Below are 22561 nucleotides of genomic sequence, written 5' to 3'. Positions count from 1 at the left end.
TTCAGTCGCCGGCCAGCCGGTTGCGGCGCGGTCGCTCGGGCTTCAGCAGGCTGCGAACCCGCGTCTTGCGCGGCACGGCGGCGCCGCTGTTCGACGGGTCGTCCGCCTCGTCGACGCTGCCCTGCGCGGAGGCCTCGGCCGGCGGCGCTTCGCTGTAGCGCGGCGGCCAGTCCTTCAGCGTCGAGCGGCGCAGCAGCGCCATGCCGCCGCTGGCGGCGTAGGTGCGCTCGAGCACGTGCGTGACGAGCCGCTTGTTGACGCGCTCGGTGATCACCAGCGTCGAGCAGCGGGTGCCGTAGCTGCCGTCCGGCGTGCGGATGAACGCGGCCGACAGCAGCTTCTCCCAATCGGGCGACACGCCGGTCGACGGCAGCAGCGCGTCGTCGGCCAGCGTGCGGTCGCCGAGCGCCTCGAACAGCCGGCTGCCGAGCGCGTCGACCGTGTCGCTCGCCGACAGCGCCGCATCGACGCGCGCCTTCAGCAGGTCGACCTTGGGCCACGGCGCATCGAGCCGGCCGTTCGACAGGCCGAACAGCCCGCGTTCGAGCCGCACCGGATGCACCTCGTGGCTCGACGCCCAGAAGCATTCGCCGCGCTGGAAATCGGCGGCCACCAGGTTGAAGCCGTTGTAGCCGGCCAGCGCGGTGCGCATCCAGAAGCGGTCGGTCTGCAGCTCGCCCGACAGCCAGCGCGGCACGATGTCGCCGCGCGAAGGGGCCTGCGGGTCCTGGCGCGACGGATCGCGCACGTTGGTGACGAAGGCCAGGCGCCCGGCGGCCGTCAGGCCGAGCCAGGTGCCGCCGGCTTCGAGGTCGCGCCCGCCGAGGATGTCGGGCCGGTCGGCACCCGGCGACCACCAGGCGAGGCGCGCGGTGGGGCGCTTGAAGAATTCGTCGCGGTTCGCCGCGATGACCAGCGGGAAGCGGCGCGACTGGTCGATCGCCAGTGCTACGAGGCACATGGCACGAAGCCCTCGCAGTGGCGGGGGCCGACGATCCACGGCGCGAGCACGGCAGCGAGCTGCGCTTCGATCAGGCGCGCCAGCGTGTCGTCGATGCCGTGGGGCGCGAAGGCGTAGGTTTCCATCCAGGTGTGGTGTTCGTCGCGGGAATCGGGGCGGCGCAGCAGCCGGGCCTGGAGCCCGGGCCAGGCCGACTGCAACAGCGCCTGGGTCGCAAGGACCGCGGCCGACAACGCCTCGGCGTCGCCGGCCTTCGCCCGATAGTAGATGAACAATTCGCGCACGATGCCGCCGCCGATGCGGGTCCGTGAAGTCGTGCCTGGAATGCCCGCGGCGGCCCGGCCGGTCAGGCCGTCACGTCGATGTCGACGTCGTACGGCATCGGTTGGCGGACCAGCACCGGCCCGTCGACGGCGCCCAGGTGCAGGCTGCCGCCGTCGAGCGCCGCGAGCTTGACCTCGGCCAGTACGCGCGGCCCGGCCGCATTGACGACGAGGCCGGCCGGCTGCCCGGGGTCGGCGCTGTGGAAGATCTCCTGCCCGGCGCTCGCCGGCACCGCCGACTCGAACAGGAAGCTGCGGCGCTTGATGGTGCCGCGGTACTGGCTGCGCGCGACGATCTCCTGCCCGGGGTAGCAGCCCTTCTTGAAGTCGACCCCGCCGACCAGCTCGAAGTTGAGCATCTGCGGCACGAACTGGTCGACGGTGGCCGCCTCGACGCGCGGCACCGCGCTCGCGACCTCGCCTTCGCGCCAGGCGTCGAGCGACAGCACGGGCAGGGCAGGGGCCGGCGTGCCGGCGGCCGCGGCCCACAGGTAACGTTCGTGACCATCGGCATCCGGCAGGCGCACCAGGCTGCCGCCGGCGTGCTCGATGCGCTGCCACGGCTCGGACATCGCAGCGCTGCCGAGCCAGGCCCGCGCCGAGGCGCCGGCGAGGCCGTGCAGCACGAACTCGGCCGACGCATCGCTCAGCTTGCACTGCGCGCGCAGCACGAACATCGACAGCCGCTTCAGCGTCGGTGCCAGCAGGTCGGCGCTGCAGGCGAGCAGCAGCTCGTCGGGGGCGGGTTTCCACACCACGAAGCTCGCGAGCAGCCGGCCCTTGGCCGAGCAGTAGCCGGCCAGCCGCGCCTGGTCGGCACCGAGTTGCGCGACGTCGCTGGTCAGCTGGCCGTGCAGGAAAGAGGCGGCATCGGCGCCGCGCGCGCGGATCACGCCCCAGTGGGACAGGGTCGCGATTCCGTCGAGGGAGAGTGTTGTGCTCATTGGATACAAGCCGTGCGGAAGTGCCGATTATCATCAGCGCCCGTCATCGGGTCCCGACCGGGGTCTCCAGGCCTTCTTTCGAGCTTCCCGCCGTGAAATTCCTGCGCCGTCTCGTCCTGCTGGTGTTCGTGCTGGGCCTCCTCGTCGTCGGCGCGGCCGTCGGCGGCACGGTGTGGTGGCTGCAGCAGCCGCTGCCGCTGAATGCCGATGCGGTCGAGGTGTCGATCGAACCCGGCACCTCGCCGCGCGAGGTCGCACTGGCCTGGACCCAGGCCGGCGTGCAGGCGCCGCCGGTGCTGCTCTACGAATGGTTCCGCTGGTCGGGCCAGGCGCGCAGGATCCGCGCGGGCAGCTATGCGATCACGCGCGGCATCACGCCGCGCGGCCTGCTCGACAAGATGGTGCGCGGCGACGAGGTGCTGTCCACCGTGCGCCTGATCGAAGGCTGGACCTTCCGCCAGTTCCGCGCCGAACTCGCGAAGGCCGAGAACCTGAAGCAGACCACCACCGGCATGACCGACGCGCAGCTGATGGCCGCGATCGGCGCGGCCGGCCTGTCGCCCGAAGGCCGCTTCTATCCCGACACGTATGCCTACAGCAAGGGCGCGAGCGATGTCGCGGTGCTGAAGCGGGCACACCGCGCGATGCAGCGCCAGCTGGAGCTGGCCTGGGCCGAGCGGGCCGCCAGCTCGCCGCTGCGCAATGCCGACGACGCGTTGACGCTGGCCTCGATCGTCGAGAAGGAGACCGGCACGCCGGCCGACCGCAGCCGCGTGGCCGGCGTGTTCACGAACCGGCTGCGCATCGGCATGCCGCTGCAGACCGACCCGACGGTGATCTACGGGCTCGGCGAGGCCTTCGACGGCAACCTGCGCAAGCGCGACCTGACCACCGACGGCCCGTACAACACCTACCTGCGCACCGGGCTGCCGCCGACCCCGATCGCGATGCCGGGGCGGGCCTCGCTGCTGGCCGCGGTGCGGCCCGACACCACCAAGGCCTTGTACTTCGTGGCCCGAGGCGACGGCAGCAGCCAGTTCAGCGAGACGCTGGCCGAGCATAATCGCGCGGTCAACCAGTACCAGAAGTAGCCACCAGACTCGTGCGCGGACGATTCATCACCTTCGAAGGCATCGACGGCGCCGGCAAGTCCACGCACATCGACGCACTGGCCGAGCACCTGCGCAGCGCCGGCCAGCCGGTCGTGCTGACCCGCGAGCCGGGCGGCACCACGCTGGCCGAGCAGTTGCGCGAACTGCTGCTGCATTCGCCGATGGACCCGCTGACCGAGGCGCTGCTGGTGTTCGGCGCGCGCCGCGATCATTTGACGCAGGTCATCGAACCGGCGCTGGCCGCCGGCCGCACCGTGCTGTGCGACCGCTTCACCGACGCGAGCTTCGCGTACCAGGGCGGCGGGCGCGGCTTCGATGCCGGCGTGCTGGCCACGCTCGAGAGCTGGGTGCACCGCCACCTGCAGCCCGACCTGACCTTCTGGTTCGACCTGCCGGCCGCGCTGGCGGCCGAGCGCCGCGCCGCGGTGCGGGCGCCGGACCGTTTCGAACAACAAGACCTGGCCTTCTTCGAGCGCGTGCGCTCGGGGTATGCATCGCGCCTGCAGGCCGCGCCGGATCGCATCGTCCGCATCGATGCCGCCGCACCGCGCGAGCAGGTCTGGCAGCAAGTTCTCGCCTCGCTGGAGCAGTACCCGTGGTAGATCCCGATGGAAAGCTGCCGTTGCCCTGGCTGGCGACGGCGCTCGACGAGGCGCTGCGCACGCAGCGCGGCCATGCGCTGCTGATCCACGGGCCGCAGGGCATCGGCCAGTTCGAACTGGGGCTGGCGCTGGCGCAGTCGTGGTTGTGCGAGGCCGTGCCGGTCGGACAGTTCAAGCCGGCCTGCGGGCGTTGCGCGAGCTGCCACCTGGTGCAGTCGCGCTCGCATCCCGACCTGCTGGTGTTGCTGCCCGAGGCGCTGCGCGAAGCATTGGGTTGGGACAGCGCCGACGACGGCGGCGACAGCGAGGCCAAGGCCTCGAAGGCCAAGCCGAGCAAGGAACTGAAGGTCGAGGCGATCCGCGGCGCGGTCAACTTCGCGCAGACCACCTCGGCGCGCGGGCGTGCCAAGGTCGTGCTGCTGCACCCGGCGGAGCGGATGAACGGCATTTCGGCCAACACGCTGCTGAAGACGCTGGAAGAGCCGCCCGGCCAGGCGCGCTTCATCCTCAGCAGCGGCTCGCCCGATGCGCTGCTTCCGACCATCCGCAGCCGCTGCCAGGCGCTGCCGCTCGCGCTGCCGCCGACCGACCAGGCGACCCGCTGGCTCGCCGAGCACAAGATCGCGCAGCCCGACGTGCTGCTCGCCGCGGCCGGCGGCCAGCCGCTGCAGGCGCTCGACTGGGCGCAGGACGGCGTCGACGCGGTGGCCTGGCTGCGCCTGCCGAAGCAGCTTGCGGCCGGCGACGCGGGGCAACTGGCCGCCTGGCCGCTGCCGCGGCTGCTGGAGGCGATGCACAAGCTCTGCCACGACGCGCTGTGCCTGGCGTGCGGCGCACCGCCGCGCTACTTTCCGCCGGCCTCGCTGCCCGCGGCGATGCCGCTGTACGGGCTGACGCGCTGGGCGGCGTCGCTGTCGGCCGCGAGCCGGCATGGCGAACACCCGTGGAATCAGCCGGTGATGGTGGAATCCTTGGTGCAACAGGCCCGCGAGGCGCTGGCACCGGCGCGCCATGCCAAGGGTCCTTCGGTACACTCGGCCCGATGAGCGATTCCTCCGCCACTCCCTCCCGCGCGGTCGCACCGGCCGCAGCCTCGCGGCCGAGCGTCATCCAGCTGGTCTTCCGCGAAAAAGGCGCGCTGTACGCCGCCTACATCCCGCTGTTCAGCGAGGGCGGCCTGTTCGTGCCGACCACCCGCGAGTACAAGCTCGGCGAAGACATCTACCTGCTGCTGTCGCTGCCGGACGATCCGCAGCGCTATCCGGTCGCCGGCAAGGTGTCGTGGCTGACGCCGCCGAACGCCTCGGGCGGCCGCACCCAGGGCGTCGGCGTGCGCTTTCCGACCGATGAGAAGACCCGCGTGCTGAAGCTGAAGATCGAAGAGATCCTCGGCACCTCGATCCAGTCCTCGAAGCCGACGCAGACGATCTGAACCCTGTCGGTCGGGCGCACTGCGCCGAGCCCGTCGACGCCGATGTCCCGCTCCCGCCGTTCCCCCATGTTCGTCGACTCGCACTGCCACCTGAGCTTCCCCGAGCTGCACGCTCGCCTCGACGAGATCCGCGCCGAGATGGCGGCCGCGCAGGTCGACCGCGCGCTGTGCATCTGCACGACGCTCGAGGAGTTCGACGGCGTGCAGGCGCTGGCGGCGGGCCACGACAACTTCTGGGCCTCGGTCGGCGTGCACCCCGACAACGAAGACGTGCTCGAGCCGAGCGTCGAGACGCTGGTGGCATTGAGCCGACGCGACAAGGTGGTCGCGATCGGCGAGACCGGGCTCGACTACTACCGCCTGAACGGCCGCAGCATCGCCGACATGGAATGGCAGCGCGAGCGCTTCCGGGTGCACATCCGCGCCGGGCTCGAACGCGACCTGCCGCTCGTGATCCACACCCGCAGTGCGTCGGAGGACACCGTCGCGCTGCTGAAGGAGCAGGGCGCCGGGCGCTCGCGCGGCGTGTTTCATTGCTTCACCGAGACGATGGCCGTCGCGCGCGAGGCGCTCGACCTCGGCTTCCTGATCTCGTTCTCCGGCATCCTGACCTTCAAGAGTGCCGTCGAGCTGAAAGAGGTCGCGCGCTACGTGCCGCTGGACCGCTGCCTGATCGAGACCGACAGCCCCTACCTGGCGCCGGTGCCGTACCGCGGCAAGACCAATTCGCCGGCGTACGTGCCCTACGTCGCCAAGCAGCTCGCCGAATTGAAGGGCTGCACGGTGGACGAGGTCGCGGCCCACACCAGCCGCAACTTCGAAGCGCTGTTCCGGCTGCCGAGGCTCGCGGCCGTGTAAGTGGCAAGATCTAAAGTCTTGCATGAGGTAACTCATTCAATTCATTGATCTGTAACGATAAATATGATTCCATACGGAGCTGGATCACCGGCTTCCGCATGCCTCGCCGACAGACTTGTCAGGGTTCTTCTGACCCCTCGTTTGGAGCAGTACCGACTACGAGGAAACGGACGCGGCGCCTACAGTGACTCCATCGACACACCCGTTCACTGGAGCGTCACCATGCAGAGCACCGACAGCACCGAGATCGTTGGCAACCCCTTCGTTCTGATGATGAATCCGGCCGAAGTGTTCCAGGCGATGGAGCGTTCCGAGCGACTCGAACGCCTGCAGCGCCGCATCTGCCGCCCGCTGGACAAGCCGCTGATCCCGCGCGTCGAGTCCGACATCAACGCCTACGATCACCTGATCGACGCGGAACCCGAATCGGACACCGATTCGGCCGACTGAATTCCTCGGGGTCTGTCCGGGCCCGGCCAGGCCGGCCTGACGTAGCATCGATGCACAACGCATCGATGACATGACGACCAAGACACCCGCCTACGACGCGCTGGCCGCCCTGAGCCAACGCCTTCACCACTTCGATCACCTTCGCGCCATCGCCGGCTGGGACCAGGCCGCGATGATGCCGCCCAAGGGCAACGACGCCCGGGCTGCCGCGGTGGCGGAGCTCTCGGCGCTGATGCATCGCTTGCGCACCGATCCGTCGACCGCCGGCGAACTCGAACGCGCCGGGCAGGAACCGCTCGACGACTTCCAGCGTGCCAACCTGCGCGAGATCCACCGCGAATGGCGGCTCGCGAACGCGCTTCCCGAATCGCTGGTGCAGGCCCGCTCGCTGGCCACCGCACGCTGCGAACACGCGTGGCGCACGCAGCGCCCGGCCAACGACTGGGCCGGCTTCGTCGTCAATTTCCGCGAGGTGCTGCGCGTCGGGCGCGAAGAGGCGAGCCTGCTGTCGCAGCAGACCGGCCTGTCGAAATACGATGCGCTGATGGACCGCTACGAGCCCGGCATGACCAGCGTCGAGGTCGACCGCGTCTTCGACGACCTGCGCCAATGGCTGCCCGGTCTGATCGCGCAGGTGCGCGAGCGGCAGTCCCGCGAGACCTGCATCGAACCGACCGGGCCGTTCCCGGTCGAGCAGCAGCGCCGGCTGTGCGAGGCGGTGATGCAGCTGCTGGACTTCGATTTCGACGCCGGCCGGCTCGACACCAGCGCCCATCCGTTCTCCGGCGGCGTGCCGGAAGACGTGCGCCTGACCACCCGCTACCGCGAAGACGGCTTCCTGCAAAGCCTGATGGGCACCATCCACGAGACCGGCCACGGCCGCTACGAGCAGAACCGCCCGCGCAGCTGGCTCGGCCAGCCGGTGTCGAGTGCGCGCTCGATGGCCATCCACGAAAGCCAGAGCCTGAGCTTCGAGATGCAGCTCGGCTGCAGCCGCGGCTTCACGCAGCTGCTGGCGCCGGTGCTGGCCACGCATTTCGGCGCGCAACCGGCCTTCGCGCCCGACAACCTGTACCGCCTGGTCACACGGGTGAACCCGGGATTCATCCGTGTCGACGCCGACGAGGTGACCTACCCGGCGCACGTGATCCTGCGCTACCGGATCGAGCGCGCGCTGATCGAAGGCGAGATCGAGCCGGAAGACATCCCGGACCTGTGGGACGCCGGCATGATGGAATTGCTGGGGGTCGACACCCGCGGCAACTTCACCAACGGCCCGCTGCAGGACGTGCACTGGCCCGAAGGCCTGTTCGGCTACTTCCCGTGCTACACGCTCGGCGCGATGTATGCCGCGCAATGGTTCGCGACGCTGCGCCGCCAGCACCCCGACCTCGATTCGCGCATCGCCGCCGGCGACCTGTCACCGGTGTTCGACTGGCTGCGCGAGCAGGTCTGGCAGCAGGCGAGCCGCTGGACGACGTCCGAACTGTCGGTGCGCGCGAGCGGCGAGCCGCTGAACCCGCTGCATTTCCGCCGGCACCTCGAAAGCCGCTACCTCGGCTGAACCTCTGCGCTGCCCGTGGTGGCGGCGCGGCGCGGCCGCACCATCGCGTCGAGCAGCCGCTCGAGCGCGCCCGGCAGGTCGCGGCAGCGTCCGGTGTGCACCGGCGAGGTCTGGATCGCGGTGCTGCGCGGCGCGACCAGCCAGTCGAAGCGCTCGCGCGGCAGCAGCCGGCCGAGCACGCCGGCGTCGGCACCGCCGCGGCAGATCGCCGGGATCGCGGCCAGCGACGCGCGGATCGCGGCCAGGTCGAGCCCTGGGTCGAGCGCCAGCAGCCGTGCGTCGTCGACCTCGATGCCTGCCTGCAGGAAGCCCGACGGCGCGCACGAGACGATCGCCCCGACGTTGATGAACTCGCCGCGCTCGACCCGCGGCACCACGCGGACGATCGCGTAGTCGTAGGTGCAGAGATCAGCGGAGCTGGGAGCGGGCACGGATCGCCTCCTCGACAAAGACATGCGACGCCGCCAGCCGGTGCGTCAGGTAGTCGGCATAGGCCTGGCGGTGCGCGGCCCGGTCGGCGAACACCTCGGGCTCGTCGAGCCAGGCATCGGGAATCAGCGCGACGATGTCGGCAATGGCCTGCGGCGTGATCGCTTCGCGCATGCGCGCATCGGCCTCGGGCAGCGCGGCCGCGAACGGCAGCAGCACATGGTCGCGCACCAGCGCAAAAGGGCTGGCAGCGCGGTCGAGGTGGCCATCCCACGAGTGATGGAAATACAGCGCCGCGCCATGGTCGATCAGCCACAGCCGGCGGTGCCACATCAGCAGGTTGCTGTTGCGCGGCGTGCGGTCGACGTTGGTGACGAAGGCGTCGTGCCAGACGATGGCCGACGCGATGTCGGCGGCCGGCCGGTCGACCAGCGGATCGAAGGTGACCGAACCGGGTAGGTAGTCGAGCGCGAGGTTCAGCCCGGCGCTTGCGCGGATCAGGTCCTGGATCTCGGGGTCGGGTTCGGTGCGGGCGAGTTCGGCCTCGAGTTCGACCAGCACGATCTCGGGCACCGCGAGGCCGGCCACCCGGGCCAGTTCGCCGCACACCAGCTCGGCGATCAGCGCCTTCGGGCCTTGGCCGGCACCGCGGAACTTGAGGACGTACAGGCCTTCGTCATCGGCTTCGATGATCGCGGGCAGCGAGCCGCCTTCGCGCAGCGGCGTGACGTAGCGGTGGGCGCAGACGGTGCGCAGGGCAGGGCGGGACATCCGGCGATTGTCGCTGGCTACGAGCCGTAGCGTTCGGTGCGGATCGTCGCGGCGTCGATGCCGGCCGCACGCAGGCCCGACGCGACGGCCTCGACGAAGGGCGTCGCGCCGCAGACGAAGGCGGCTGCGGGCGCATGGCCCCAGTCGGCCAGCGCCTGGCGCAGCAGCGTGTCGTCCAGCCGGCGGTCGAGGTCGCCGGGCCGGCGGGCGGGCTCGCGGGTCGTGATGAAGACCAGCCGCAGCGATGGATCGGCCGATGCCATCGCACCCAGTTCATCGGCAGCGATCAGCTCCTCGTGGCGGCGCGCCGAGTACAGCAGCAGCGTCGGCACGCCGCGGCCGGCGGTGTGCCGCAGCCGCAGCATCGCCAGCAACGGCACGACACCCGAGCCGCCACCCACCAGCAGCAGCGGTCCGCCGTCGGCCGGTTGCCACACGAAATGACCGCCGATCGGGCCGCGCGCTTCCAGCGTGTCGCCGGCCTCGGCGGCGTCGTGGAACCACGGCGAGACCTCGCCGTCGTCGAGCCGCTCGATCAGCAGCTCGACCCGTGCCGCACCGGGCGCCGACGCGATCGAGTAGCTGCGCTGCGCCTGGTAGCCGTCGGGCGCCGACAGCCGCAGGTCCAGGTGCTGGCCGGCCTGCGACGCGGGCAGCTGCAGCCGCAGGAACACGCTCGCGACGCGTGGCGTGCGCCGCACGATCGCGTCGATCGCGACCTCTTGCCAGGGGCTGGTGGCCATCACGGATCGTTCGTGTAGCGCTGCTCGCGCCACGGATCGCCACGCATGTGGTAGCCGCGCAGCTCCCAGAAGCCGGCCTCGTCGCGCGAGGTGAAGCGCAGGCCCTTGAGCCACTTCGCGCTCTTCCAGAAATACAGGTGCGGCACCAGCAGCCGCGCCGGGCCGCCGTGCTCGGGGGCGAGCGGGGCGCCGCCGAAGCGCGTCGCGACCATCGCGCGGCCGTCGACCAGGTCGGCCAGCGGCACGTTGGTGTCGTAGTCGTCGAACGAACGCGCCAGCACGTAGGGCGTCGGCGCCTCGATGCCGGCGGCGCGCAGCAGGTCGTCGATGGTGACGCCCTGCCATTCGGTGTCGAACTTCGACCAGGTGGTCACGCAGTGGATGTCGCCGCGCCAGGTGGTCTGGGGCAGGGCGTTGAATTCGTCCCACGACCAGCTGGCCAGCGGCCGCGGCCCGTCGTGCAGCGTGAAGCGCCACGCGGCCAGCGGCAGCTCGGGCGTCGGGCCGTACGACAGCACCGGGAAATCGTCGGTGAGGTGCTGGCCCGGTGGCAGCCGCTTCGCCAGGTCGGTGGCGGGGCGGCGGCCGAAGAATCCGCGGGTTGCCATGGGAGATCTCCGTCGCAAAGGTGTCGGCCCGATGTTCGCATGCAGGAACGCGGCCTGCAGACCGCGGCGCGTTGCCCCCGCTACAGGCCGCGCACGTCCGATTCGACGCGTGCCAGTTCGGCGCCGATCTCGTCGAGCGCGGCACCCAGGTCGCCCGCCGTGCCGGTGTGCACGCTGTCGGCCAGCGCCATCGACAGCGTGGCCAGCCGCTCGGCGCCCAGCTGCCGGCCGGAGGTGGCCAGCGCATGGGCGGCGCGCTTCAACTCGGCCCATTGCACCGGTTCGCCCGCGGCGGCACGCATCTGCTGCAGCAGCCGCGGCGCCTCGCCGAGGAAGGTCGACGTGACCGAATGCAGCAGGTCGTGCATGCCCGGGCGCTGCCGGGCCCGCAGCTCGGCCAGCGCTTGCGGCGCCAGGCGGGGCGGCGCGCTGAGCCAGCGCTGCAGCACATGCTCGATCACGTCGCGGGTGAACGGCTTCGCGATGTAGTCGTTCATGCCGGCGGCCAGGCATTCGTCGCGGTCGCCCGCCATCGCATTGGCCGTCAGCGCGATGATCGGCAGGTCGCGCTCGCCGTGGGCGCGGATCCGCCGCGTCGCCTCCAGCCCGTCGATGCCCGGCATCTGGCAATCCATCAGCACCGCGTCGTAGACGCGCTCGCGGCAGCGCGCGATGGCCTGCAGCCCGTCGCTCGCGCGATCGACCTGCAGGTTCAGCGATTCGAGCATCGCCGCGGCGACCTCCATGTTGACCGGGTTGTCCTCGGCCAGCAGCACGCGCCGGCCGGCCAGCGGGGCGCCCTGGCCGCCCGGTGCGGCCGGCCGCTCGCGCGGGGCGGGCATGCCCTGCGCCGCGGCGAACGGGATGCGCACGCAGAAGGTGGAGCCGCGCCCCTTGGCGCTCTCGACCGCGATGGTCCCGCCCATCAGCGTTACCAGCTGCCGCGTGATCGCGAGGCCCAGCCCGGTACCGCCGTAGCGCCGGGTCATCGAGCCATCGGCCTGCGTGAACGGCTGGAAGAGCTGCGCGCGGGCCGCGTCGTCGATGCCGATGCCGGTGTCGCGCACGCTGAATTCGATGCGCGATCCGGAGGCCGCGCCGCCCAGCGCGACCAGCTTCAGCTCGATCTCGCCGTGCTCGGTGAACTTGACCGCATTGCTGAGCAGGTTGGCCAGCACCTGGCGCAGGCGCATCGGGTCGCCGCGCACGACCTGCGGCACGCCGTCGCCGATCTCCACCGCCAGCGCGACGCCCTTGCGCCGGGTGGCTGCGGCGTACATGCCGAGTTCGTCGTGCACCAGCGCGGACAGGTCGAAGTCGATCTCCTCGAGCTCGACCTTGCCGGCTTCGATCTTGGACACGTCGAGGATGTCGTTGATCAGGTGCAGCATGGTTTCGCCGGAGCCGTAGGCGGCGGTCGCGAGGTCGCGCTGGCGCGGCGTCAGCCCGGTCTGCAGCAGCAGCTCGGTCATGCCGAGCACCCCGTTCATCGGCGTGCGGATCTCATGGCTCATGTTGGCCAGGAATGCGGATTTCGCGCGGCTCGCGCTTTCAGCGGCCGAGCGGGCACGCTCCAGCTCGCTCAGCATGTGGTCGCGACGCTCGAGGAGGCGGTAGACCGACAAGGTCAGCCACAGCAGCAGGGCGTTCATCACCAGGGCCAGCGACGCGACCAGCCAGGTGCTGCGCCGCCAGTGCGCCAGCACGACGGTTTCGGTTGCGATGATGCTGACGACCAGCGGATAGGTCTGCGACACCGCCGGCGCGACGATGCGCAGCCGCGAGTCGCCCGGGTCGGTGGCGCGCGGATCGTTGAAGAGGGCGGTGCCGCCAGCCTGCGCGCCTTCGGACAACGCGCGAAACGATGCGCTGCCCTTGATGACCTGGCCCATGAAATCCTCGCGCGGCGGATGGCGCGCGAGCAGCGTCGCGTCGCCGCGCAGCAGCGCGAGCGAGACGTCGCCCTGGTCGAAGTTCATCGAACGGTAGAAGCGCTCGAAGTACTCGCTGTCGATGCCGACCTGCGCGATGCCGATCATCCGGCCTTGCGGGTTGCGCAGCTTGCGCGCGAGGTAGAAGGTCCAGCGGCCGTTGCCGCGGTTCTTGACCGGTTCGGACAGGAAGACTTCCAGCGACGGATTGGCCAGGTGGGTCTTCAGGTAGTCGCGGTCGGACAGGTTGATGTCCGGCGGCGGGTAGCTGCGCGAGAAGTTGACGAGGTCGCCGGCGGTGGTCGCGATCGAGATCACGTCGATTTGCGGCAGGTCTTTCTGGCGCTCGCGCATCATGTCGAACACCGCCTGCCGGCCGGCGATGCGGCGCAACGCGCTTTCGTCGATCGGCTGGGATTTCTGGATGTCATCGACGACGCGCCCGAGCACGGCATCGGCCGCCGCGAGCGTCTGGTCGGCGTGGCGCACGGCCAGTGTCGACAGCTTCGACAGGAACAGGCGCCAGTCGTCGAGGGCATCCTGGCGGCTGCGCCAGCTGACGAAGCCGGCGGCCGACAGCGTCAGCACCATCACCGCGAGTCCCGCCGCCAGCACCGACTGGCTGCGGCGCAGCCCGGGCCGGCGCGGGGCGAGGGGCTCCCCGGCCGGTGCCGAGCCGGACCCCGCTACTGCTTCCGGGGTCGCCGGACCTTCGTGATGCCCCATCCTCATGCGCGGATGATGCCGCGTTTTGCCGGTCGGGAGCCCCGGGGATTCCGGTGTCGGGTCGGCTGATGGGTCAGCGCTGCCGGGTCAGCTGATCATCGGCGTCAGCGCGCGGGTCACGCGGCTGGCCTGCTCCTCGGTCAGCATGCTGGTGAGCAGCTGGAAGAAGCGGGGCTGTTCGATGCCGGAGACGATGTACTGCCAGCGGTAGGCCTTCAGCATCACCGCGTGCAGCCGGGCCAGCTGCTCCGGCGACGGTTGGCCGCGCAGGTGGACGAAGTACCGCACGTCGGCTTGGCTCTGCAGCAGCAGCAGGCCGTCGATGGCGCGCATCAGTTCGATCAGGTCGTTGACGGCAGCGTCGCGCTGCGGCGGCGTCAGCTTGGCGTCTTCGCGCCGCCATTCCAGTTCGTCGAGCACCGCGTGCTGCGATTCTTCTTTCCAGTGGAACAGGAACACGTCCTTGAACAGGTCCGACAGGTCGGGGTCGACGTGGATGCTGCGCTGGTAGTGCGTCTGCGTGAAGAGCTCGATGTGGCAGGTCAGTGCCAGCACGGCCCAGGTCGACTTGCCGAGCACCAGCCGCGCGACGGGGTCGGCCTCGGGCACGAACTGGTAGCCCGGCGCCATGCCGGTGGCCATCAGGTGTTCGAGCCGCCGGAACAGCGCCTGGTGCTTCAGCTCCTCGTCGCTGAAACGGATCAGCGCCTCGAGGGCGACCTGGTCGCCGAACCAGTGCTCGCGGCTCACCTCGAGCAGCTTGGCGTTGATGAAGCGCTCGACCATGCCGAACATGTTGGCGTAGGTGCGGCCCTGGATCTGGCTCAGCAGCCGTTTCTCGCCGGTGCTGAAGCCGTGCAGGTGCTCGAGGTGCGTCAGCCCGTCGGGCAGGAACTTGCGGTCGAAATCGAAGGTGCGGCTGCGGATGACGTCGCGGTCGATTTCCCAGCGCACGCGCTTGGAGATCTCGATGCAGCGGGCGTAGCGGGCAGTGGTTTCGGCGCAGCTGTCCTGCGGCGTCGACGGATGCGAGAGTTGGTCGGTGCTCATGATCAGTCCTCCTGAATGTGTTTGCGGATCGGTGGAGCACCGGCGACCCTAGTCACAACAAGAGGAGAAATTGTGCAGTTCACCCTGTTGTCGAAACGACTTCAGGTACTGCAAACGATGCCAGGCAGAGCACGCAGCGTGTGGCGACGCTGCGGCTGCTGCTGGGCAAGGCTCAGGCCATGCCCGCGCCGGCCGCGCGCTGCGGCAGGGTGGGACCGGTCTTCGGTCGGCGTCGGCCGATGCGGCCGCGCGTCACCGGCGTCGAGAGCGGTGCGACGATGGCGGCGGCCGTGGCCTGGATCGGCTGCGTCAGCCACGTGGGTGGCTGCCAGTCGCCGAACCAGGCGGGCGGCGGCTGGGTGCTGACGCGTGGCGTCAGTTGCTCGTCGACGATGCGGCCGAGCTTCATCAGCAGCGCGTGGGCATAGTCGGCTTCGTCGGCCACCAGGTGCTGCAGTTCGTCGCGGATCTGCATCACCTGCAGCCGCAGTTGCTGCACCGGCGCAACCTCGGCATGGCGTTCGATCGCCAGCAGGTGGTCATGGGTCAGTCGAGTCATGGACGAGGTCCCTCCGGGTTGGATTGGCTGGATTCGTTGGCAACACGTGTTTACCTTTCAGTGCTTGCGGCGCGGACGCGGCCGTGGCAGCAGTGTCCGGTTCGGCGCGGACGCGGCGGCAGACCCATGCGAACGGGCGATGGCAAATGCGAAGCCGCGGCGATGGGCGGCCGGGTGAGTCTTCCGGTTCGTTGCTTCGTAAGCGCGACAATGTATATTATGTAAACTACGCCGTAATGCCGAACGACGTTGCGCCGACCGTCGTGGCTCGCATGGCGTGCGAGTTGACCGACAGCACGGCGTTTCTTTCCGGTTTCTTTCCGGCCACGCGGGCTACGCTCAGAACCTCGGCGTGCGCCCCGGGAAGCCGGCGTCGTATTTGCGCATCTGGGCCAGGTCGTCGCGGTTGCGCACGCCGCAGGCCAGGTACTGCGCATGCAGTTCGGCCAGTTTGCCGCGGTCCAGTTCGACGCCGAGCCCCGGCGTGCCGGGCAGGCGCACCGCGCCGTTCTCGAAGGCGACGCGGCCGCCCAGGATCACCTCCTCTTCCTGCCACGGGTAGTGCGTGTCGCAGGCATACGTCAGGTTCGGGATGCTGGCCGCCACGTGGGTCATCGCCATCAGGCTGATGCCCAGGTGCGAGTTCGAATGCATCGACATGCCCAGGTCCCACAGCGCGCACATGCGCGCGAGCGTCTGCGTCACGCGCAGCCCACCCCAGTAGTGGTGGTCCGACAGAAGCACCTTGACCGCGCCGGTGTCCGCCCCCTTGCGGAAGTCGTCGAGCGTCGTGATGACCATGTTGGTGGCCAGCGGCAGGCGGGTGTGCCGGGCGAGCTCGGCCATGCCTTTCAAGCCCGGCGTCGGGTCTTCGTAGTACTCGAGCAGCTCGTCGAGTTCCGGCGCGGCCCGGATGCTGGTCTCGAGCGACCAGTTGGCATTCGGGTCGAGCCGCAGCGGCAGGCCCGGAAAGGCCGCGCGCAGCGCCCGCATGCAGGCGATCTCGTGCGCGGGTTCGAACACGCCCCCCTTCAGCTTGATGCTCTGAAAGCCGTACGCGTCGATCATGCGCTGCGCCTGCGCGACGATCTGCGCCGGGCTGATGCCCTCGCCCCAGGCGTCGGCCGCATAGGGCCGCCCGATGTGTTCGGCGTACTTGAAGAACAGGTAGGCGCTGTACGGCACGGTGTCGCGCACCGCACCGCCGAGCAGGTCGACGACTGGCGCACCGAGCAGCTGCCCTTGCAGGTCGAGCATGGCCACCTCGAAGGTGCTGGTCACCTTGGCGGCGTTCTTCGCGGTGTGCGAACCCGGCGCCAGCTCGAACTCGACGGCGCCCGGGCCGGGCCGGATGGCGGCGCGCACGCGTTCTTCCATGCGATTGAGGTCGAACGGCGACAGGCCCAGGACCAGTTCCTTCGCCTGCGCCAGCACGCGCAGCATCGGCTCGTCGCCATAGGTCTCCGAAATGCCGACGCGGCCGTCGCTGGTCTCGAGTTCGACGATTGCACGCAGCGCCCACGGCTCGTGGATGCCGGCGGCATTGAGCAGCGGGCCGTCGCGGAAGGCGATCGGCGTGATGCGGACGTCGGTGATGCGGATGTCTCGGGTCATGGCGGGTCTCGGTGGGAATCTCAGTTGGCGGTGGCACCGGATTTCTTCACCAGCGCCCCCCAGCGCGGGATCTCCCGGGCCATCAGCGCCGACAGCTCCTCGGGCGTGCCGCCGACGAGCTCCATGCCCAGTTGCCCGCCCAGCTTGGCCTGCACGTCGGGCATCTTCAGCGCCCTGGCAATCTCGGCATGCAGCCGGTGCACGACGGCCTTCGGCGTGCCCTTGGGGGCGTAGACCGCCTGCCACGACGACATCTCGAAGCCGGGCACGCCCGACTCGATCATCGTCGGCGTGCCCGGCGACAGCGCGATGCGCTTGCCCGTCGTCACCGCCAGCAGCTTCAGCTTGCCGGACTGCAGCAGCGGCAGCGCCGCCGTCATCTGGTCGAACATGAAGGTGACCTGGCCCGCGGACACGTCGACCATCGCCGGCGGCGTCCCCTTGTACGGCACGTGCGTGAGCGGCACGCCGATCAGGTCGGCGAACAGCTCGCCCGCCAGGTGGGTGGAGGTGCCGGCGCCGGACGACGCGAAGGTGCGCCGCTTCTCGTCCTTCTTGAGCAAGGCGATCAGCTCCGCCACCGAGTTCACGCCGAGCGCGGGGTCGACCAGCAGCACGTTGGGCAGCGTGGCCACCAGGGCCACCGGCTCGAAATCCTTCACCGGGTCGTAGGCCAGGTTCTTGTAGAGGCTGGCGTTGATCGCGTGCGTGCTGATGGTGCCGCCGAACAGCGTGTACCCGTCGGGTGCGGCCTTGGCGGCAAAGCTCGCACCGATGCCGCCGCCCTGCCCTGGCTTGTTGTCGACGACCACGGTCTGCTTCAGCGCGAGCTGCAGCTTCTCGGCGAGGACGCGCCCGACCACGTCGGTGGAACCGCCCGCCGTGAAGGGAACGATGTAGGTGATGGGCCTGGCCTGCGGCCACTCCGGCGCCTGGGCGGCGGCGCCGCCGGCGAGGGCCAGCGACAGTGGCAACGACAGGAACAACGACACGAGGGCTCGACGATTCAAGGCAGTCTCCGGTGGTGGCAATGGGGCCGCGCTGCATGGGCGCGGCTCGTTGACCCGAAGTGAAGCACTAATATATTAGTGTGTCAATGCGCCGGCCCCGCCGCTAGAATGCGCGCCATGCCTGCCTCGCCCCCCGGCCGTGCCGCCGCCCTGGATCGCTCGCGCCATGCGGCGCCGCAGGTCTTCGAGCGTCTGCGCGACCTGATCCTGTCGCTGGAGATGGCGCCGGGCACGGTGCTGTCGCGTGCCGACCTGGCGGCGCACTTCGGCCTCAGCCAGACGCCGGTTCGCGATGCGCTGATCAAGCTCGGCGAAGAGGGCCTGGTCGACATCTTTCCGCAGCACGCCACGGTCGTGAGCCGCATCGATGCGGCGGCCGCCGCGCAGGCGCAGTTCCTGCGCCGCTCCATCGAGGCCGAGGTGGTGTTCACGCTGACCGGGCATGCCGACGCCGTGCTGCTCAGCCAGTTGCGCGCGCAGATCGACGTGCAGACGGCGTTGACGGGCAGCACCGCGTACCTCGATTTCATCGCGGCCGACCGGGCGTTCCACCGGCTGATGTATGTCGCCGCCGGCGTGCCCGACCTGTTCGACCTGGTGCGCAAGCACAGCGGCCACGTCGACCGCCTGCGCATGCTGAACCTGCCCTCCGTCGGCAAGCAGCGCGCGATCGTGCGCGACCACCGCCGCATCGTCGACGCCATTGCCAGCGGCGACGCCGCCGCGGCGCAGGCGAGCTTGCGCGATCACCTGTCCGGCACGCTGGGGCAGATCGACGCGATCCGCCAGGCGCATCCGGACTACTTCACGGCGTAGCGAAGATCGCGGGCGCGGTGGTGATCTTGCGGCCGCGCGACGAGGCCCTGGATCACCCCTCTTCGCTGGCCGGAAGACTCTCGGCGTCCCAGAGCACGGTGATGCCGCCCGGCCATGTGGGCGTGGCACCCGAACGGCCCTTGGGCCAGGGCTCTGCCACCAGCTGGTCGGACGGATACGGCTGCATGAAGCTCATCATCTGCTCGGCGCGACAGGTGAGCCAGGCGTCGTGGTCGGCCTCGTCCAGGATGACGACCATCCGCTTTTCCTGCCAGGGCTTGCCGAACTGTCTCATCAGCGGGTGCGTGTCCGCGTTGACGGTGAGCATCGTGAAACTGGGGACTTCCTCGCCGGTCCTGCTGTCCGTCCACCAGCACCAGAGGCCCGCAATCCCCATCGGCGCGCAATCGCGGCGGGCGATGCGCCACCGAACCGGCCTGCCGGTCTGGTAGTCGAGTTCGTAGATGGCCTCGGTGGGGACGATGCAGCGTTGACCGCGACGCCATGCACCGCGAAAAAAAGCCAGCTCGCCGGCGATGTCGGCCGGTGCGTCCTGGGCACGCCGGCCGAGCGTCAAGGTCTTGCAACGACACGAAGAAGGCTCGCAGCCACAGCGCGGCATCTCGCGCTCGAGCCGGATCCCGTCCGGCGCCCGCAAGATGAATGGCGCGAGATAGCGCGGGAGACTTCGTGCCGCCATGTCGCCCACGGGCGGCGCCACTCCGAAGTGAGAGCGCATGCGATCGGGGGCAGCGACCGGGTGGTAGTTGATGGCCATCGTGCGCGTTGCGGGCAAGTCGGCAACGGTGAAGCGTGCGGTGGCGAGCATTTCATCAGCGTTTCCCGGGCGTCGCTTCCCATATTCATGGCAGGTGCAGGCGCCGGCGGCTCCCTACCATCGGGCCACAGCCCCCACTGCCGGACGCTCGATGATCGACTTTGCTGAAGCGCCCCGGCGTGCCCCTCACCCTGCGCACGTCGGCAAGTACGCCATCACCGGCGTTCTGGGACACGGCGCGATGGGCGTCGTCTATCGAGCCTTCGATCCGGCGATCCAACGGCCGGTGGCCGTCAAGGTCATCCTGCGAAAGCTGCTGGAACACGACCGGACGGCAGCCCTCGTCGCGGCGCGTTTCAAGAACGAAGCACGAGCGGTCGGCCGGCTGTCCCACCCCGGCATCGTGGCCATCTACGAATACGGCGAGGACGACGCCTGCGCCTTCATCGCGATGGAACTGGTCGAAGGGCGCAGCCTCGATCGGATCCTGTCGCGCACGCCGGTGCTGTCCGAGGCCGAGCTGCTGCGCATCATGGACCAGGTGCTGGACGCGCTGGATTGCGTGCACCGCCACGGCGTCTGGCACCGGGACATCAAGCCCGAGAACCTGATCGTCACGCCGCGGGGTGATGTCAAGCTCGCCGACTTCGGCGTTGCACGCGTCGAAGACGTCGCACTGACCCAGGGCCGCCCCGGGGTCGGAACGCCGGGGTACATGGCCCCGGAGCAGTACACCGCAGGGGGGCTCGACCACCGCGTGGACATCTTCGCCGCCGGCGTGCTGCTGTACCGGCTGCTGACCGGCGAGGTACCGTTCAAGGGGCGCTCGCGGTCGGTGATGCGCGCAACGCTCGACGACGATCCACCGGCGCCGAGCGCGGTCGCGACGACGCTGCGGCATGCCTTCTACGACGCGATCGTCTCGACGGCCCTGGCCAAGAACCCGAACGCGAGGTTCTCAAGCGCCGCGCAGTTCCGCGACGCACTGTCGAAACGCGCCGAGGTGGCGCCCGCGATCTCGTCTTGCGTCGATGGCGTCGAGGTGCAAGCCTTGGCCGTGCCGTTGTTCCCCGATGCCACCATCTCGACATCGTGGGCGGGCCTGGACCCGTGTGTCGGCACTCCCCACGTCACCGGCAGCGAACCCCTGAGCCCCGAGGTGCTGGCCCACGCATGCCGCGTCCTGGCGAGCCAGATGGGGCCGATTGCCGCGGTGGTGGTCAAGAGGGCCGCCGGCCAGGCGCGAACCCGCGCGGAGTTCTTCCATCTGCTGGTCGTGCAGAGTGCCGATGGCGTCGACCCGGCGAAGCTCCGCAGCGAGTTGCAGCAGGGACCGTCATGACGCCAGCCGGGGTGCGATCCGGATGCCCGGCTCAACCGGTCGGCGGCAGCACCAGCCGGATGGAGCCGCCGAGCGGCGTCGAGCTGATCTCCAGCACGGCACCGAGCCCGACCGCGTGCTCGTGCATCGTTCGCAGCCCGGCGACCGGCACATCGTCCAGGCCAGGTCCGTTGTTCGTGAGGGCGACGCGGATGCCGCCGTCGGTAGCGTTCGCCGCCAGGTGCAGTTCGGTGGCATGCGAATGTCGCAGCGTGTTCGATATCGCCTCGAGCAACAGCCGCTGCAGGCGGCGCATCGCGTCGCCATGCTCGCCTGCTTCCCAGTGCGGCAGCCGATCGACCTCCCAGCGCAGATCCAGTCCGGCGGCTTCGATGCGCCTTTGCAGGCGATAGCGCAAGCTGGCCAGCAACGCATTGACGTCGCCGGGCGGCATGCTCAGCGCATCGATCAACAGCTTGAGCCGGTCCAGCGTCTCGCGCAGCGTCTGCGCGACCGTCAGCGGTTCGGCGCGCTCCTCTTCGAGTTGCCGCATGGCGATGGCCAGGCGGGTGCCGACGGCGTCATGCAGGTCGCGCAGCACGAGCGCCCGTTCGGTCGCCACCGCGAAATCGCGATCGGCCTCCGCGAGGTGGGCGAAGGACGCGCGCAGTTCCACCTCGCGCTGCCGAACGCGGTCGGCGAGTTGGCGGTTCAACCGTGCCAGGTCCTCCTGGGCGCGGGTGTAGTCGCCGGCAATCACCCACGCCGAGATCGACAGCACCAGGGGAGCGGCGTATGCCACGAGGTGCGTCTCGTCGAACGGCAGCACGAAGATCGTGAGCAGCCAGTCGTGGGCTCCGACGACCATCCCGACGGCAGCGGCGGTGCCCAGCAACAGCCGGTCGCGCCTCGACCGGCCCTGCGCATCGGACAGCAGCACGGTGGTCGCCCAGCCGCACAGCAGCAGCACGCCAAGGATCACCACCGCAAAGGCGATCTGTTGCCAGTCCGGGTCGACCAGGATCTGCAGCGCATTGCCAGCGAGCACGAAGCCGATCGCGCCGCGCTCCAGGCGCGGCAAGACCCGGCCCGCGAAGCGCAGGAAGAACAGCGCGAACAACAGCGACGTCCAGATGTTGCAGACGAAGATCAGCACCTGCCAGGCATGCGGCGAAAGGGGCGGGTCGCTGAGGAGGTCGTTGCTCGTGCAGAGGGCCCACAAGAGAGTCGCCGCCGCAAAGTAGCCGTATTGCACGGCTTCGCGGCGGCGCGACCAGATGATCGCGAACAGCACCCCGAGCGCAAAGATGTAGGCGTCGGCGACGGTCAGCAGGCCGGTTCGCCAGAAGACGCGTTGCTCATGGACCTTCGAGAGCTCATCGGCCGGCCCCGCGAACAGGTGACCCAGGCCGCCGTCGCTGCTGGTCCCGCAGCGCACCCGCAGGTAGACCAGGTTGTCCGTCGCCGTCCATGCCGATGACGGAACCGTGAACAGAAGCGGTGTGTTCCAGTGACGCGTCAGGTTGCCCGGTTCCATGCGCCCGGCGCGTCCGACCAGCATCCCGTTGACCCACAGGTCGCTGTTCATCGTCGCGTAGGCCACTTCGAAGGCCCACAGTTCGCGCTGCCCGGGATCGATGTGGACGCGCAGCCGGTACCACACGGTCCCTGCGCGCGCCCGGCCGTTTTCTGCCCAGCGGTCGGGCAGCCGTACCGGCCGCCAGTCCGCGGTGTCGGGCGGCGGCTGTTCGCTCACCGACACCACGGCTTCCAGGTCCGCGATGGACACGACGTTCTTCCGTGGCGACAGCGCGACGACGGCAGCGGCATGCGCTGCGTCGGCCAGCAACCACGCGGCCATCAGCACGCGCAGGTGGCGTCCCATCGTCATCAACAGGTCCAGTGCGTGCGGTGACGCCGACCCCATCGAAATGTCAAAAGCGATTCGGCGAAGGACAA

Annotated in this window: 23 protein-coding genes; 9 read left to right on the top strand and 14 right to left on the bottom strand. The window is 69.8% G+C overall.

What is annotated here, in order from left to right:
* Window position 1 precedes the first annotated feature (1 nt).
* From FHT26_RS01000 to ygfZ, 3 genes are all read right to left on the bottom strand, one after another.
* The gene (locus tag FHT26_RS01000) at window positions 2-961 is read right to left on the bottom strand and encodes an NRDE family protein (RefSeq protein ID WP_168558335.1); all 960 of its coding nucleotides are present in this window, start codon (window positions 959-961) and stop codon (window positions 2-4) included.
* Window positions 949-1245 (bottom strand): DUF4936 family protein, encoded by a 297-nt coding sequence (locus FHT26_RS00995; RefSeq protein ID WP_349238061.1) that lies wholly within the window; start codon window positions 1243-1245, stop codon window positions 949-951. Before FHT26_RS00995 ends, FHT26_RS01000 begins: the two co-directional genes overlap by 13 nt.
* Window positions 1246-1307: 62 nt before the next feature.
* The gene (gene ygfZ / locus FHT26_RS00990) at window positions 1308-2228 is read right to left on the bottom strand and encodes a CAF17-like 4Fe-4S cluster assembly/insertion protein YgfZ (protein ID WP_168558334.1); all 921 of its coding nucleotides are present in this window, start codon (window positions 2226-2228) and stop codon (window positions 1308-1310) included.
* A gap of 92 nt (window positions 2229-2320) precedes the next feature.
* On the opposite strand from ygfZ, the gene mltG reads away from it, so the two are divergent.
* From mltG to FHT26_RS00955, 7 genes are all read left to right on the top strand, one after another.
* Window positions 2321-3319, top strand: coding sequence for an endolytic transglycosylase MltG (gene mltG, locus FHT26_RS00985; protein WP_168558333.1), 999 nt, complete (start codon window positions 2321-2323; stop codon window positions 3317-3319).
* 11 nt (window positions 3320-3330) lie between these two features.
* Window positions 3331-3942, top strand: a complete 612-nt coding sequence (gene tmk, locus FHT26_RS00980; RefSeq protein ID WP_168558332.1) for a dTMP kinase — start codon at window positions 3331-3333, stop codon at window positions 3940-3942.
* Window positions 3936-4988, top strand: a complete 1053-nt coding sequence (holB, locus tag FHT26_RS00975) for a DNA polymerase III subunit delta' (RefSeq protein ID WP_349238060.1) — start codon at window positions 3936-3938, stop codon at window positions 4986-4988. The genes tmk and holB overlap by 7 nt, the downstream gene beginning before the upstream one ends.
* A complete protein-coding gene (locus FHT26_RS00970; protein WP_056808915.1) occupies window positions 4985-5374 on the top strand; it encodes a PilZ domain-containing protein in 390 nt (129 codons plus the stop codon). The genes holB and FHT26_RS00970 overlap by 4 nt, the downstream gene beginning before the upstream one ends.
* 66 nt (window positions 5375-5440) lie before the next feature.
* Window positions 5441-6232 (top strand): TatD family hydrolase, encoded by a 792-nt coding sequence (locus FHT26_RS00965; protein WP_168558331.1) that lies wholly within the window; start codon window positions 5441-5443, stop codon window positions 6230-6232.
* Window positions 6233-6454: 222 nt separating this feature from the next.
* The gene (locus FHT26_RS00960; RefSeq protein WP_246867657.1) at window positions 6455-6682 is read left to right on the top strand and encodes a hypothetical protein; all 228 of its coding nucleotides are present in this window, start codon (window positions 6455-6457) and stop codon (window positions 6680-6682) included.
* 70 nt (window positions 6683-6752) lie between these two features.
* Window positions 6753-8246, top strand: a complete 1494-nt coding sequence (locus FHT26_RS00955; protein ID WP_168558330.1) for a carboxypeptidase M32 — start codon at window positions 6753-6755, stop codon at window positions 8244-8246.
* Here the strand turns inward: FHT26_RS00955 and FHT26_RS00950 are convergent.
* The 9 genes from FHT26_RS00950 to FHT26_RS00910 form a co-directional block, all read right to left on the bottom strand.
* Complete coding sequence (locus tag FHT26_RS00950; protein ID WP_349238059.1) at window positions 8234-8677, bottom strand: DUF3037 domain-containing protein; 444 nt, start codon at window positions 8675-8677, stop codon at window positions 8234-8236. The genes FHT26_RS00955 and FHT26_RS00950 overlap by 13 nt on opposite strands.
* Window positions 8655-9446, bottom strand: coding sequence for a HipA family kinase (locus tag FHT26_RS00945; protein WP_349238058.1), 792 nt, complete (start codon window positions 9444-9446; stop codon window positions 8655-8657). The genes FHT26_RS00950 and FHT26_RS00945 overlap by 23 nt, the downstream gene beginning before the upstream one ends.
* Before the next feature lie 17 nt (window positions 9447-9463).
* Window positions 9464-10189, bottom strand: coding sequence for an FAD-binding oxidoreductase (locus FHT26_RS00940; protein ID WP_168558328.1), 726 nt, complete (start codon window positions 10187-10189; stop codon window positions 9464-9466).
* On the bottom strand, window positions 10189-10797 hold the full coding sequence (locus FHT26_RS00935) for a sulfite oxidase-like oxidoreductase (RefSeq protein WP_168558327.1): 609 nt from the start codon (window positions 10795-10797) through the stop codon (window positions 10189-10191). Before FHT26_RS00935 ends, FHT26_RS00940 begins: the two co-directional genes overlap by 1 nt.
* 80 nt (window positions 10798-10877) lie before the next feature.
* A complete protein-coding gene (locus tag FHT26_RS00930) occupies window positions 10878-13343 on the bottom strand; it encodes an ATP-binding protein (RefSeq protein WP_168558326.1) in 2466 nt (821 codons plus the stop codon).
* A gap of 198 nt (window positions 13344-13541) precedes the next feature.
* The gene (locus FHT26_RS00925; RefSeq protein WP_210427196.1) at window positions 13542-14504 is read right to left on the bottom strand and encodes a hypothetical protein; all 963 of its coding nucleotides are present in this window, start codon (window positions 14502-14504) and stop codon (window positions 13542-13544) included.
* A gap of 172 nt (window positions 14505-14676) precedes the next feature.
* Window positions 14677-15063 carry a hypothetical protein gene (locus FHT26_RS00920; RefSeq protein ID WP_168558325.1) on the bottom strand — a complete coding sequence of 129 codons (387 nt, stop codon included), beginning with the start codon at window positions 15061-15063 and terminating at the stop codon, window positions 14677-14679.
* A gap of 339 nt (window positions 15064-15402) precedes the next feature.
* The gene (locus tag FHT26_RS00915) at window positions 15403-16677 is read right to left on the bottom strand and encodes a glucarate dehydratase family protein (RefSeq protein WP_168558324.1); all 1275 of its coding nucleotides are present in this window, start codon (window positions 16675-16677) and stop codon (window positions 15403-15405) included.
* Between the two features lie 20 nt (window positions 16678-16697).
* Complete coding sequence (locus tag FHT26_RS00910) at window positions 16698-17687, bottom strand: Bug family tripartite tricarboxylate transporter substrate binding protein (RefSeq protein WP_168558323.1); 990 nt, start codon at window positions 17685-17687, stop codon at window positions 16698-16700.
* Window positions 17688-17804: 117 nt separating this feature from the next.
* Between FHT26_RS00910 and FHT26_RS00905 the strand changes: the two genes are divergently transcribed.
* Window positions 17805-18503 (top strand): GntR family transcriptional regulator, encoded by a 699-nt coding sequence (locus FHT26_RS00905; protein WP_168558322.1) that lies wholly within the window; start codon window positions 17805-17807, stop codon window positions 18501-18503.
* 52 nt (window positions 18504-18555) lie between these two features.
* Here the strand turns inward: FHT26_RS00905 and FHT26_RS00900 are convergent, their stop codons facing one another.
* On the bottom strand, window positions 18556-19332 hold the full coding sequence (locus FHT26_RS00900; protein WP_168558321.1) for an SOS response-associated peptidase family protein: 777 nt from the start codon (window positions 19330-19332) through the stop codon (window positions 18556-18558).
* Window positions 19333-19432: 100 nt separating this feature from the next.
* Between FHT26_RS00900 and FHT26_RS00895 the strand changes: the two genes are divergently transcribed.
* On the top strand, window positions 19433-20623 hold the full coding sequence (locus FHT26_RS00895; protein ID WP_168558320.1) for a serine/threonine-protein kinase: 1191 nt from the start codon (window positions 19433-19435) through the stop codon (window positions 20621-20623).
* 31 nt (window positions 20624-20654) lie between these two features.
* Here the strand turns inward: FHT26_RS00895 and FHT26_RS00890 are convergent, their stop codons facing one another.
* Entirely contained in the window at window positions 20655-22493 is a 1839-nt protein-coding gene (locus FHT26_RS00890) for a sensor histidine kinase (RefSeq protein WP_168558319.1), read from the bottom strand.
* Window positions 22494-22561 lie beyond the last annotated feature (68 nt).

Origin of the sequence: Rhizobacter sp. SG703, from assembly GCF_012275445.1 — a bacterium.
Lineage (GTDB): Bacteria > Pseudomonadota > Gammaproteobacteria > Burkholderiales > Burkholderiaceae_C > Rhizobacter.
The sequence above is the reverse complement of the archived record's forward strand: the minus strand, read 5'-3'. Positions and strand labels throughout refer to the sequence as shown.